The sequence below is a fragment of the Shimwellia blattae DSM 4481 = NBRC 105725 genome, assembly GCF_000262305.1.
Taxonomy (GTDB): Bacteria; Pseudomonadota; Gammaproteobacteria; order Enterobacterales; family Enterobacteriaceae; genus Shimwellia; species Shimwellia blattae.
In genome coordinates this window covers 4114687-4127759 of the sequence record NC_017910.1, presented here as the reverse complement: position 1 = coordinate 4127759, position 13073 = coordinate 4114687, and the positions used below count along the sequence as shown (strand labels likewise).

General features: G+C 53.6%; 12 protein-coding genes. 1 reads left to right on the top strand and 11 read right to left on the bottom strand.

The genetic code is table 11. From position 1 onward, the window contains the following. Positions 1–577: 577 nt before the first annotated feature. Positions 578–1702 carry an N-acetyltransferase gene (locus EBL_RS19300; protein WP_002443677.1) on the top strand — a complete coding sequence of 375 codons (1125 nt, stop codon included), beginning with the start codon at positions 578–580 and terminating at the stop codon, positions 1700–1702. 296 nt (positions 1703–1998) lie between these two features. Here EBL_RS19300 and glmS read toward each other — a convergent pair whose 3' ends face one another. The 11 genes from glmS to atpI form a co-directional block, all read right to left on the bottom strand. Beyond that, the gene (glmS, locus tag EBL_RS19295; RefSeq protein ID WP_002443675.1) at positions 1999–3828 is read right to left on the bottom strand and encodes a glutamine--fructose-6-phosphate transaminase (isomerizing); all 1830 of its coding nucleotides are present in this window, start codon (positions 3826–3828) and stop codon (positions 1999–2001) included. A gap of 170 nt (positions 3829–3998) precedes the next feature. After that, positions 3999–5369 (bottom strand): bifunctional UDP-N-acetylglucosamine diphosphorylase/glucosamine-1-phosphate N-acetyltransferase GlmU, encoded by a 1371-nt coding sequence (gene glmU, locus EBL_RS19290; RefSeq protein ID WP_002443673.1) that lies wholly within the window; start codon positions 5367–5369, stop codon positions 3999–4001. A gap of 648 nt (positions 5370–6017) precedes the next feature. Next, positions 6018–6437, bottom strand: coding sequence for a F0F1 ATP synthase subunit epsilon (locus EBL_RS19285; RefSeq protein ID WP_002443672.1), 420 nt, complete (start codon positions 6435–6437; stop codon positions 6018–6020). Positions 6438–6458: 21 nt separating this feature from the next. Next, positions 6459–7841: a F0F1 ATP synthase subunit beta gene (gene atpD, locus EBL_RS19280; RefSeq protein ID WP_002443671.1), complete on the bottom strand. Its 1383-nt coding sequence runs from the start codon at positions 7839–7841 to the stop codon at positions 6459–6461. 26 nt (positions 7842–7867) lie between these two features. Further along, a complete protein-coding gene (gene atpG / locus EBL_RS19275) occupies positions 7868–8731 on the bottom strand; it encodes a F0F1 ATP synthase subunit gamma (RefSeq protein ID WP_002443668.1) in 864 nt (287 codons plus the stop codon). Between the two features lie 50 nt (positions 8732–8781). Next, on the bottom strand, positions 8782–10323 hold the full coding sequence (atpA, locus tag EBL_RS19270; RefSeq protein WP_002443666.1) for a F0F1 ATP synthase subunit alpha: 1542 nt from the start codon (positions 10321–10323) through the stop codon (positions 8782–8784). Positions 10324–10335: 12 nt separating this feature from the next. After that, entirely contained in the window at positions 10336–10869 is a 534-nt protein-coding gene (gene atpH, locus EBL_RS19265; protein ID WP_002443664.1) for a F0F1 ATP synthase subunit delta, read from the bottom strand. Positions 10870–10883: 14 nt separating this feature from the next. Continuing rightward, the gene (gene atpF / locus EBL_RS19260) at positions 10884–11354 is read right to left on the bottom strand and encodes a F0F1 ATP synthase subunit B (RefSeq protein ID WP_002443663.1); all 471 of its coding nucleotides are present in this window, start codon (positions 11352–11354) and stop codon (positions 10884–10886) included. Between the two features lie 68 nt (positions 11355–11422). Then, positions 11423–11662: a F0F1 ATP synthase subunit C gene (gene atpE, locus EBL_RS19255; RefSeq protein WP_000429386.1), complete on the bottom strand. Its 240-nt coding sequence runs from the start codon at positions 11660–11662 to the stop codon at positions 11423–11425. Positions 11663–11710: 48 nt separating this feature from the next. Continuing rightward, positions 11711–12529: a F0F1 ATP synthase subunit A gene (gene atpB / locus EBL_RS19250; protein WP_002443660.1), complete on the bottom strand. Its 819-nt coding sequence runs from the start codon at positions 12527–12529 to the stop codon at positions 11711–11713. A 9-nt stretch (positions 12530–12538) separates the two neighbouring features. Beyond that, positions 12539–12919: a F0F1 ATP synthase subunit I gene (atpI, locus tag EBL_RS19245; RefSeq protein WP_002443658.1), complete on the bottom strand. Its 381-nt coding sequence runs from the start codon at positions 12917–12919 to the stop codon at positions 12539–12541. Positions 12920–13073: the final 154 nt, after the last annotated feature.

Sequence of the window (13073 nt, the reverse complement as noted above, 5' to 3'; positions counted from 1 at the left end):
ATAAATCCAGAGGGTGTCAGCACAAACGGCTGAAAACCCGCGTTGGAATCAGCAATTGTATTCATGAGGTAATCGTAATTCAGGATCTTTTTTGATGTCCGTTGTAATAGCCGGTGCAGATATATCAGCCGGGCCGGTAACGATCTTCTCAGATGGATATAACGTGACCAGTATGACGTAAGATTTCCAAAAGTGTATATTTACTTTTGCCCAGGTGCGATCGATAGCATTAAGTGGTAAAAAATAGCTCAATGGTTACGGAACTTTCGAGTAACGTATTTAACAGGTTGTGTGGTCTTAGCCGAAAAACGCTCAATAAATCAAATTAATATATATCTGAGCAGGTAAACTCACGCTACGTTACTGCTTCCGGAAGTCACTCTGGTTAAGCATTTGAATATAACAGCACCTGTCTGTGACTAACCTTAAAAAAACCTGAAGTCAGGAAATTATCATCTCTTCTTAATCCCTGGATGGATTGATAACGGTTAAACGGCACTCAGCCACTTCTCCCGGAAATACGGGCCGGGTTGTTGCGCGTTTTTATCAATAAAATTTATTAGTGTTAAGGTTGTTTATGATTAGTATTGAAAAAGTCCAGGATAAGCAAGAGCTTAAGGATTTTATTACCTTCCCGTCTGCGCTCTTTCATGACGATCCTAACTGGATAGATCCGCTGATAATGGAGCGCGAAGAGCACCTTTCCACAAAAAACCCCGGCACTGACCATATCGAATGGCAGGCGTGGATTGCCAGAAAAGACAACCAGGTGGTGGGGCGTATCACGGCGCAAATCGACAGTCTGCACCGCGAGCTGTACGGTGAAGATACCGGCCACTTCGGCATGATAGACGCCATCGACGACGAGGAAGTCTTCAGCGCCCTGTTTGCCGCCGCAGAAGCGTGGCTGAAATCAAAAGGCGCACGGCGGATAACCGGCCCCTTTGGCCTGAATATCAACCAGGAAAGCGGCCTGCTGATCGACGGGTTTGATACCCCGCCCTGTGCGCTGATGACCCACGGTAAGCCCTGGTATCCGCAGCAGGTTGAGCAGCAGGGATATCGCAAAGGCATTGATCTGCTGGCCTACTGGATGAAACGCACCGATCTGCACTTCTCGCCGTCACTCAGTAAGCTGATGGAAAAAGTGCGCCAGAAGGTGACCATCCGCAGTATTCGCCGCAAAGACTTTGCGCAGGAAATGCAGATAATGCGCGAAATTTTTAACTCAGGCTGGCAACACAACTGGGGATTTGTTCCGTTTACTGAGCATGAATTTGCCACTATGGGTGACCAGCTGAAATATCTGGTTCCCGACGATATGATCTACATCGCCGAGATAGACGCCAAACCGATGGCATTTATCGTGGGTCTGCCCAACATTAATGAAGCCATTGCCGATCTGCATGGCCGCTTATTACCGTTCGGCTGGGCAAAACTGCTGTGGCGCCTGAAAGTAAGCGGTATCCGCACCGCCCGGGTGCCCCTGATGGGCGTGCGCCAGGAGTATCAGTTCAGCCGGATGGGGCCGGTTATCGCGCTGCTGCTGATTGAAGCGCTGCGTGACCCCTTTGCCAGACACAACATTGATGCCCTGGAGATGTCCTGGATTCTGGAAACCAATACCGGTATGCGCACCATTCTGGAAAAAATTGGCGCAATCCCTTATAAACATTATCGTTTATACGAAAAAGAACTCTGATCCCATATTCCCCGGTATCTTATACCGGGGAATATAATTAACATTCCCGCCGCTTCATTATCTTCTTAAATAACCGGAATCCGCGAAATAACGCACCAGCATAAAAACACTTGCGGAGTCAGTAAAATATTTTACTGAAGTTAAGCCAGACGGCTCATATCCATTCATGGCTAATCATATACACCAGAATAATATGATAATGTGAGAAAAGGCCTGGCCGCATATCCGGGCCCCCAATAAAAAACCCGGCCCCGGGCGCAATGCACGGAGCCGGGCTGATTATTACTAACCGGTCGTTATTCTACGGTGACCGATTTTGCCAGGTTACGGGGCTGATCCACATCGGTCCCTTTAATCAGCGCGGCGTGGTAGGAAAGCAGCTGGAGCGGCACCGTATAGCAAATGGGCGCGATAAGCTCTTCCACATGCGGCATGGAAATGACATGCATGGTGTTGCTGTCGCTGAAACCGGCGTCTTCATCGGCAAACACATACAGGTGACCGCCACGAGCGCGCACCTCTTCGATATTCGACTTCAGCTTTTCCAGCAGATCATTATTCGGCGCGACCACAATAACCGGCATATCGGCATCAATCAGCGCCAGCGGGCCGTGCTTCAGTTCGCCTGCGGCATAGGCCTCCGCGTGAATATAGGAGATCTCTTTGAGCTTCAGCGCCCCTTCAACCGCGATGGGATACTGATCGCCGCGGCCAAGGAACAGGGCGTGGTGCTTGTCAGAAAAGTCCTCTGCCAGCTCTTCAATCCGCCGGTCCTGGGAGATCATCTGCTCGATACGGCTGGGCAGCGCCTGCAGGGCATGGACTATCTGCTGCTCAACGGCGAAGTCCTGGCTTTTCAGCCGGCTCATCTTCGCCACCAGCAACAGCAGCACCGTCAGCTGGGTGGTAAAGGCTTTGGTAGACGCAACGCCTATCTCAGCACCGGCTTTGGTCATCAGCGCCAGATCCGATTCACGCACCAGAGACGATCCCGGTACGTTACAGATAGCCAGCGAGCCCAGGTAGCCGAGCTCTTTTGACAGACGCAGCGCCGCCAGGGTGTCTGCCGTCTCCCCGGACTGGGAGAGGGTAATCATCAGGCTATTGGGGCGCAGTGCCGGTTTGCGGTAGCGGAACTCCGAGGCGATTTCCACATCGCAGGGAATACCGGAGAGCGCTTCAAACCAGTAGCGTGCCACCATCCCCGCGTTGTACGACGTTCCACAGGCGACAATCTGGATATTCTCCACCCGGGCCAGCAGACTGTCTGCCTGAGGGCCCAGTTCGGACAGATCAACCGCACCGTGGCTGATGCGCCCGGACAGGGTGCTTTTCACCGCGTTCGGCTGCTCGTAAATCTCTTTTTGCATGTAGTGGCGGTAGATGCCTTTATCACCGGCATCGTACTGCAGGCTGGACTCTATCTCCTGGCGGGTAATTTCGTCGCCATCGCGGTTAAAAATGGTGACCGTACGGCGGGTCACTTCCGCAATATCGCCCTCTTCAAGATAGATAAAACGGCGCGTTACCGGCAGCAGTGCCAGCTGATCGGAGGCGATAAAGTTCTCCCCCATGCCCAGGCCGATAACCAGCGGGCTGCCGGAGCGGGCCGCCAGCAGAACATCCGGGTTGCGGGCGTCCATAATGACCGTGCCGTAAGCCCCGCGCAGCTGAGGGATAGCGCGCTTCACCGCATCGCGCAGCGAGCCGCCCTGCTCCATTTCCCAGTGCACCAGATGGGCGATAACTTCCGTATCCGTTGCGGAGGTGAACACATACCCGCGCGCCTGAAGGGTTTCACGCAGAGATTCGTAGTTTTCAATGATCCCGTTATGGACCACCGCAATATGATCCGACACATGCGGATGCGCATTTGCTTCAGAAGGCTCCCCGTGGGTCGCCCAGCGGGTATGGGCTATCCCGGTTCCGCCGTGCAGCGGGTGCTCTTCCACCGCCCGGGCCAGGACCTGCACTTTCCCCACCCGGCGCACACGCGCCATATGACCGGCGCTGTCTGTCACCGCCAGACCGGCGGAGTCATACCCCCGGTATTCCAGACGACGTAAACCTTCGAGAAGGATCTCGGCGACATCACGCTGCGCCACTGCGCCAACAATTCCACACATAGTAATTTATTCCGGTAATGGCTTTCGCCTACGTTGTCGCTGACCTGTATATGCCCGTTTCCGGGCGCCCCGAGCCTTGTAGAGAGTGGGGTTATTGTTATGGTGCTCTCTGGCACCGGCGGGGCACTGATATGCCCTCACCAGGAGTGCCCCTTACGGGGCATTAAAAATTACTTCTTCTTCACCGGCCGCTGCCAGCCCGCTTTACGGACCATCGGCACCCGGCTTAAGACCAGTTCATCATCGCCCACGTTGCGGGTGACCGTGGTGCCCGCGGCAATGGTCGCCCCTTTGCCTACCGTAACCGGCGCCACCAGCTGCGTGTCAGAGCCGACAAACACATCATCGCCAATCACGGTTTTAAATTTATTGGCTCCGTCGTAGTTGCAGGTAATGGTCCCGGCACCGATATTCACGTTAGCGCCAATGTCCGCATCCCCCAGATAACTGAGGTGACCGGCTTTTGAACCTTTGCCCAGACGGGCCTTTTTCATTTCCACGAAGTTACCCACGTGGGCATCTTCAGCCAGCTCCGCCCCGGGGCGCAGGCGGGCAAATGGCCCGACCGTACAGCGGGCCTGAAGGTGGGCATCTTCAATAACCGTGCAGGGGCTGATAACGCAGTCGTCATCAATAATGCTGTTTTTAATCACGCAGCCTGCGGCGATTTTTACCCGGTTACCCAGCTGTACGCGGCCTTCAATAATCACATTAGTATCAATTTCAACGTCACGACCGTGGGTAAGCTCCCCGCGCAGATCAAAGCGCGCCGGATCCCGCAGCATCACGCCCGCCAGCAGTAAACGCTCCGCCTGTTCATTCTGGTATACACGCTCAAGACGCGCCAGCTGCAGACGGTTATTTACCCCTTCCACTTCGCTGAGCCGGTCTGGCTGCACGGCGACAATCTCGCGGCCTTCACCGGCCGCCATGGCGATGATGTCGGTAATATAAAACTCGCCCTGGGCGTTATTGTTGTCCAGCCGCGCCAGCCAGCGTTTCAGATCGCCGCCATTTGCCACCAGGATGCCGGTATTAATCTCTTTGATCAGGCGCTGCGCATCGCTGGCGTCTTTATGTTCGACAATGCCCACCACGCGGCCATCTTCCCGGGCAATACGCCCGTAGCCGGTGGGATCATCAAGGCTTACAGTCAGTAAGCCAATGCCGCCTGCCGGTTTGGCGTTGCACAGGCGCTGGAGTGTAGCCACCGAGATCAGCGGCACATCGCCATAGAGCATCAGAATGTCTTCGTCATCAGCAAAGCCAGGGGCGGCCTGCTGCATGGCGTGGCCGGTGCCCAGCTGTTCGGCCTGCAGAACCCAGTTAAGGTTGTCGCTGGTCAGTGTCTGTCTGAGCAGTTCCCCGCCGTGGCCGTACACCAGATTGATCTGCCTGGCGCCCATTTGGGTAGCGGTATCAATCACATGCTGAACCATCGGCTTACCGGCCAGGGTGTGCAGCACTTTGGGAAGGTCGGAATACATGCGGGTTCCTTTGCCTGCGGCAAGGATAACCACGCTGATCGTCTTGTCTGACATACGCGTCCTGAATCTGAGTTGATGAGAAAGTAAAGCGGTTTCCTGTTGAAAATTCTACATATTTTGCAACTCAAAATGGGTTGCGCGCAATTCATGCGCCGGGCCCGCTTTATGAATACATTGCCGGTTTCATGGCCGGATATCACCGGGATAACCGCTGGTTTACCCGTCAGAAATCCCGCTATCTGGCGGATTTTCAGCTTATTTTAGCACTGAAATAAAGCCACAGAATCTGCCATATCGGAGTAAAAAGCGATAAGGAAAGCCCTGAAATCCGCTCAGGAAGGCATTACCCGCAAAGACAGGCAAAACAGGTGGGGGCTGAAAAGCAAAAAGGCCGCCAGGGGCGACCTTTTTTAACGCTGAAATTTCCGCCTGCAGCCATCGCTGCCGGCCGGAACCGCCATCAGAAGCGCAGCGTGCTGAGAATAGAGATGATTTTGTTAACCAGGTTCATGGTGAGATAGCCTTAGTAAGTTGCATAAAAACGTGACGATAATCACATACAGCGAACTTTACGCTATCCCACATTTTTCATCAACAGTTTTGTGATGCACATCACAAAATATAATTCACCGCGGCGATAGGCCAGCCCATAAAAAAAGCCAGCCGGTTTCCCGACTGGCTTTCCTGATTGACAGGCCGGTATTACATCGCTTTTTTGGTCAGCTCGATAACGCGCAGTTTGGCGATAGCTTTCGCCAGTTCCGCAGAAGCCTGAGCGTAGTCCACATCCCCGTGGGAGCTGCGGATATGCTCTTCAGCTTTACGCTTCGATTCCAAGGCTCGCGCTTCGTCGAGATCCTGGCCGCGGATAGCGGTATCAGCCAGTACCGTGACGTTACCTGGCTGAACTTCCAGGACGCCGCCGGAGAGGTAAATAAACTCTTCGTGGCCGAACTGCTTAACGATGCGGATCATACCAGGCTTAATGGCGGTGAGCAGCGGGGCGTGACCCGGGTAAATCCCCAGTTCACCTTCGCTACCCGTTACCTGAATTTTCTCAACCAGGCCGGAGAACATCTCCTGCTCTGCGCTGACAACGTCCAGGTGGTAAGTCATTGCCATATCACCCTCCAGTTCAAGGCGTTAAAGTTTTTTGGCTTTCTCGACAGCTTCGTCGATGGTGCCAACCATGTAGAACGCCTGCTCCGGCAGATGATCGTATTCGCCTTCCATGATGCCTTTGAAGCCACGGATGGTTTCTTTCAGCGGGACGAATTTACCCGGAGAACCGGTAAAGACTTCTGCCACGAAGAACGGCTGGGACAGGAAGCGCTGGATTTTACGGGCGCGGGCTACCACCAGTTTGTCTTCTTCAGACAGTTCATCCATACCCAGGATGGCGATGATGTCTTTCAGCTCCTGATAGCGCTGCAGAATGGACTGCACGCCACGGGCAACATCATAGTGCTCCTGACCTACCACCAGCGGATCCAGCTGACGGCTGGTGGAATCCAGCGGGTCAACGGCCGGGTAGATACCCAGAGAGGCGATCTGACGGCTCAGTACCACGGTTGCGTCAAGGTGCGCAAAGGTGGTGGCTGGTGACGGGTCAGTCAGGTCATCCGCAGGTACGTATACGGCCTGTACGGAGGTGATAGAACCGGTTTTGGTCGAAGTGATACGTTCCTGCAGAACGCCCATTTCTTCCGCCAGGGTCGGCTGATAACCTACCGCAGAAGGCATACGGCCCAGCAGTGCGGATACTTCCGTACCGGCCAGGGTATAACGGTAGATGTTATCGATAAACAGCAGAACGTCGCGGCCTTCATCACGGAATTTCTCCGCCATGGTCAGACCGGTCAGCGCAACGCGCAGACGGTTTCCCGGCGGCTCGTTCATCTGACCATACACCAGGGATACTTTATCCAGAACGTTGGATTCGGTCATTTCGTGGTAGAAGTCGTTACCCTCACGAGTACGTTCACCTACCCCCGCAAACACAGAGTAACCGGAGTGCTCGATCGCGATGTTACGGATAAGCTCCATCATGTTTACGGTTTTACCTACACCCGCACCACCGAACAGACCAACTTTACCACCCTTAGCGAACGGGCAGATAAGGTCCATAACTTTGATACCGGTTTCCAGCAGTTCCTGAGAGTTAGACAGCTCTTCATAGGACGGTGCAGCGCGGTGGATAGCCCAGCGCTCTTCTTCACCGATGTCGCCTTTCATGTCTACCGGCTGGCCCAGTACGTTCATGATACGACCCAGAGTTGCTTTACCTACCGGTACTTCAATGGGGTGATCAAGGTTGGCTACTTCCAGACCACGGCTCAGACCGTCGGAAGTACCCATGGCGATAGTACGAACTACACCGCCACCCAGCTGCTGCTGAACTTCCAGCACCAGCGTTTCTTTACCATTTTTCACCTCAAGGGCGTCGTACACTTTTGGTACGGCATCCTGAGGGAACTCGACGTCCACCACGGCGCCGATTACCTGGATGATCTTTCCAGTAGCCATCTTAAATCCTCTACGAAATAACCTGGTTAAACCGCGGCGGCCCCACCGACGATTTCGGTGAGTTCCTGAGTAATGCTGGCCTGACGAGCTTTGTTGTATACCAACTGCAGGTCTTTAATCAGGCTACCGCCATTATCGGTCGCGGCTTTCATCGCCACCATACGTGCGGCCTGCTCACTGGCCAGGTTTTCAACCACGCCCTGATAAACCTGGGACTCCACATAGCGACGCAGCAGGGTATCCAGCAGCGCTTTCGGGTCCGGCTCATACAGATAATCCCAGGATTTACGTTTCAACTCAGCGTCATCAGAGGCCGGTAACGGCAGCAGCTGAGTGATGGTCGGAACCTGAGACATGGTGTTAATAAACTTGTTGCTGACAACGTACAGCTTGTCCAGACGGCCTTCATCATAGGCCTGCAACATCACTTTTACCGGGCCAATCAGTTCGGACAGGGAAGGGTTATCCCCCATACCGGTCACCTGGGCCACGACATTACCGCCTACGGAATTGAAGAAAGACACGCCTTTAGAGCCGATCATTGCGATATCGCACTGAACGCCTTTATCAGACCAGGCTTTCATATCCGCCAGCACCTTCTTGAACAGGTTAATGTTCAGGCCGCCGCACAAACCACGGTCGGTCGACACCACCAGGTAGCCCACGCGTTTAACGTCGCGTTCTTCCAGGTACGGGTGCTTATATTCCAGATTACCCGTGGCAAGGTGACCAATCACTTTGCGCATGGTATCTGCATAAGGACGGCTGGCCGCCATACGGTCCTGCGTTTTACGCATTTTGGAGGCGGCGACCATTTCCATCGCTTTAGTGATCTTCTGCGTATTCTGGACGCTTGCGATCTTACTACGTATCTCTTTTGCGCCGGCCATGAGCTTCTCCTCTGTGCCAGACGGCCTGCCTCAGACAGGCCGCCCGGACATTACCAGGACTGGGTTGCTTTAAACGTATCGAGGATGCCTTTCAGCTTGCCTTCGATTTCGTCGTTATAAGCGCCGGTCTGGTTGATGTCCTGCAACAGCTGAGCATGATCACGGTCAGCGTAAGCCAGCAGGGCAGCTTCAAAGCTACCGATTTTCGCCAGCTCAACATCTTCCAGGTAACCACGTTCGGCTGCGAACAGAACCAGAGACTGCTGCGCAACAGACATCGGCGCATACTGTTTCTGTTTCAGAAGCTCGGTCACTTTCTGACCGTGGCTCAGCTGCTTACGGGTTGCATCATCAAGGTCAGATGCAAACTGGGAGAACGCCGCCAGTTCACGATACTGCGCCAGCGCGGTACGGATACCACCGGACAGTTTCTTCATGATCTTGGTCTGAGCAGCACCACCAACACGGGATACGGAAATACCCGGGTTAACCGCAGGACGAATACCGGCGTTAAACAGGTTGGATTCCAGGAAGATCTGACCATCGGTAATAGAAATTACGTTGGTCGGAACGAACGCGGAAACGTCACCTGCCTGAGTTTCGATAATCGGCAGTGCGGTCAGAGAGCCGGTTTTCCCTTTCACTTCACCTTTGGTGAAGGCTTCAACGTATTCAGCGTTTACACGCGCTGCACGCTCCAGCAGACGGGAGTGCAGATAGAATACGTCACCCGGGAATGCTTCACGGCCTGGCGGACGACGCAGCAGCAGGGAGATCTGACGATAAGCGACAGCCTGTTTGGACAGGTCATCATAGATGATCAGCGCATCTTCGCCGCGGTCACGGAAGTATTCGCCCATTGCGCAACCGGCATACGGTGCCAGGTATTGCAGTGCAGCGGATTCAGAGGCCGTCGCCACCACTACGATGGTGTTAGCCAGTGCACCGTGTTCTTCCAGTTTACGTACCACGTTAGAAATGGTGGACGCTTTCTGGCCGATAGCCACGTAGATACATTTGATACCGGAATCGCGCTGGTTGATGATGGCATCAACAGCCATTGCGGTTTTACCGGTCTGACGGTCACCGATGATCAGTTCACGCTGACCACGACCGATTGGGATCATGGCATCGACGGACTTATAACCAGTCTGCACTGGCTGATCAACGGACTGACGTTCGATAACGCCCGGCGCGATAGCTTCAACAGCCGCGAAGCCGTCGTTATCAACCGGACCTTTACCGTCGATAGGCGCACCCAGGGTGTTCACCACACGACCCAGCAGGCCACGGCCTACCGGAACTTCCAGAATACGACCAGTACATTTGACTTTCATGCCTTCGGCAAGGTCAGCGTACGGGCCCATAACTACCGCACCTACAGAGTCGCGCTCCAGGTTCAGTGCGATAGCGTAACGGTTACCCGGCAGGGAGATCATTTCCCCCTGCATCACATCGGCCAGGCCGTGGACACGGATAATACCGTCGCTTACAGATACGATAGTACCTTCGTTGTGAGCCTCGCTCACCACGTTGAACTGGTCAATGCGCTGCTTGATCAGTTCGCTGATTTCGGTGGAATTCAGTTGCATGCTCCAGTCCCCTTAAGACTGCAAGACGTCTGCCAGGCGATCCAGACGGCCACGAATGCTGCCATCTATGACCATATCACCCGCGCGGATGATGACACCTGCCATTACAGACTTATCAATTTTGCAATTCAGCTTAACTTTGCGAGACAGACGTTTTTCCATCGCGGTGCTGATCTTCGTTAGCTGGGCGTCGCTCAGCGCGCTGGCAGAAGTGACTTCCACTTCAACCATTGCCTCTGAGGCGGCACGCAGTTGAACAAACTGCTCAAGAACATCAGGAAGTACCGCCAGACGCCCGTTATCCGCCATCACCCGAATCAGGTTCTGTGCGTGGGTATCCAGCTGGTCACCACAAACTTCGATAAACGTTTTGGCGAGAGTTTCCGGCGCCAGTGCCCCGGAAATCAGTTCACCCATTTTGTCGTTCTTCGTCACCTCGGCGGCGAACGCCAGCATTGTCTGCCAGCGGTCGATGCTCTGGTGTTCGGCGGCAAAGTCAAAAGCTGCTTTGGCGTAGGGGCGAGCTACAGTTACAAATTCAGACATCAGCCCCTCCCTCCTTACAGTTCAGCGACCAGTTTATCAACGATGTCGCTGTTAGCAGCTTCATCCACGGAACGCTCGATGATTTTCTCAGCACCGGCAACAGCCAGCATAGCAACTTGCTTACGCAGTTCTTCGCGGGCACGTTTACGCTCGGCGTCAATTTCCGCCTGCGCCTGGGCCACGATTTTGTTACGTTCCTGCTCTGCTTCAGCTTTCACTTCGTCCAGGATCTGGGCGCGGCGTTTGTTAGCCTGCTCAATGATTACCTGGGCTTCCGCTTTCGCTTTTTTCAGCTGGTCGGTCGCGTTGGACTGTGCAAGGTCCAGATCCTTTTTGGCACGCTCTGCGGAAGCTAAACCGTCAGCAATCTCTTTTTGACGTTTTTCAATGGCAGCCATAATTGGCGGCCATACATACTTCATGCAGAACAGAACAAACAGGACAAACGCGATGGCCTGGCCGAGGATTGTTGCGTTAAGATTCACAGCACAATGCCTCTAATTAGTTAACGTTCTGATATTGCTTACTCAAACAGCCGGTAAAGCAACGCTCACTACGCGACAGCAAACATCACGTACAGACCCAGACCAACAGCGATCATCGGGATAGCATCCACCAGACCCATAACGATAAAGAACTGAGTACGCAGCAGAGGAATCAGATCCGGTTGACGCGCAGCGCCTTCCAGGAATTTACCCCCGAGGATGCCGATACCGATCGCAGCACCGATTGCCGCCAGACCCATCATCACAGCGGCAGCCATGTACAGCAGATCCATATTCAGGTTTTCCATGACAGTCTCCAGTTTTATTTCAGTTAAACGCAGTAGTGTTGTGAAAAATTAATGCTCTTCAGACGCCATCGACAGATAGACGATCGTCAGAACCATGAAAATAAAGGCTTGCAGCGTAATGATCAGGATGTGGAAAATGGCCCACGGCACATTCAGAATCCACTGTGACCACCACGGCAACAGACCAGCAATCAGAATGAAAATCAGCTCACCCGCATACATGTTGCCAAACAGTCGCAGACCGAGAGAAACCGGCTTAGACAGCAGGCTGACGCCTTCCAGGATCAGGTTGACCGGAATAAACGCCCAGTGATTGAACGGCTGCATGGTCAGTTCTTTAGTGAACCCACCAAAACCTTTCATTTTGATGCTGTAGAAAAGAATCAGGATAAATACGCCCAGTGCCATCGACAGGGTGATGTTCACGTCCGCAGACGGAACCACGCGCAGCGCCGGCAGGCCGAAGATGTGCTCACCGATGTACGGCAGCAGATCGATAGGCAGTAAGTCCATCAGGTTCATCAGGAATACCCAGACGAAAATCGTCAGGGCCAGCGGAGCAATTACCTTGCTCTTGCCATGGTACATGTCTTTCACGCTACCGTGGACAAAGCCGATAACCAGCTCAATAGCTGTCTGAAATTTCCCCGGGACACCGCTTGTCGCGCTCTTCGCCACTTTACGGAACAACATCAGGAACAGCAGACCCAGAACTACTGAGAAGAACATGGAGTCAATGTTGAGTGTCCAGAAAGTGGCCGGGGGGTTGTGCGGATCCACCAGCGAGAAAGTACGCAGGTCAATCTGAAGGTTATTCAGATGGTGTCCTATGTACTCCTGCGGTGTAGAGATTTCTCCTGCAGACATGATGCCTCTTTACCCTTTGTTGTTAATTACAGCCGGCGCCAGTATCTGAACCACCAGCACCGATAACCATGTCACCATCAGCGGTACAAAAACCGCATTGAAACACGCCAGTGCCACCACCAGTAAAGCAAACGTTGCAATCACCTTTACCCCTTCGCCAAGGGCAAAGGTCCAGGCCACGCGGCCTTTGGCAGGTGTATGCGCCTGGTGACGCAAGGCAAAAAGCATAAACAGCGCATTTGGCAGCCAGACCGCCAAACCTCCCCATAACGCGGAGGCACCCCAAACAGGGTCTTTAAGGCTAAACAGCAGTCCAATTGCAATTGCAGCCAGTAACTGAATGAACAGAAGCCTGCGAGCCAACTTCCGGCTCAAAAGCGACGCAAACATAACGTTTACTCCTGCTCCCTATGAGGTATGTCGCGTGTCGTATAAAACTGTCTTTATCGCTCTGAGTCAAGCCTCTAAAAGCGGTCAAATTATACGGAGCGGGCACGCGAATTCAAACAGTAAGTAGCAAAAAAGTGAATAAATATTTAAATAA

Coding starts and splice junctions, on each gene's coding strand:
- EBL_RS19300 (WP_002443677.1), top strand. CDS start 578: ATGATTAGTATTGAAAAAGTCCAGGATAAGCAAGAGCTTAAGGATTTT.
- glmS (WP_002443675.1), bottom strand. CDS start 3,828: ATGTGTGGAATTGTTGGCGCAGTGGCGCAGCGTGATGTCGCCGAGATC.
- glmU (WP_002443673.1), bottom strand. CDS start 5,369: ATGTCAGACAAGACGATCAGCGTGGTTATCCTTGCCGCAGGCAAAGGA.
- EBL_RS19285 (WP_002443672.1), bottom strand. CDS start 6,437: ATGGCAATGACTTACCACCTGGACGTTGTCAGCGCAGAGCAGGAGATG.
- atpD (WP_002443671.1), bottom strand. CDS start 7,841: ATGGCTACTGGAAAGATCATCCAGGTAATCGGCGCCGTGGTGGACGTC.
- atpG (WP_002443668.1), bottom strand. CDS start 8,731: ATGGCCGGCGCAAAAGAGATACGTAGTAAGATCGCAAGCGTCCAGAAT.
- atpA (WP_002443666.1), bottom strand. CDS start 10,323: ATGCAACTGAATTCCACCGAAATCAGCGAACTGATCAAGCAGCGCATT.
- atpH (WP_002443664.1), bottom strand. CDS start 10,869: ATGTCTGAATTTGTAACTGTAGCTCGCCCCTACGCCAAAGCAGCTTTT.
- atpE (WP_000429386.1), bottom strand. CDS start 11,662: ATGGAAAACCTGAATATGGATCTGCTGTACATGGCTGCCGCTGTGATG.
- atpB (WP_002443660.1), bottom strand. CDS start 12,529: ATGTCTGCAGGAGAAATCTCTACACCGCAGGAGTACATAGGACACCAT.
- atpI (WP_002443658.1), bottom strand. CDS start 12,919: ATGTTTGCGTCGCTTTTGAGCCGGAAGTTGGCTCGCAGGCTTCTGTTC.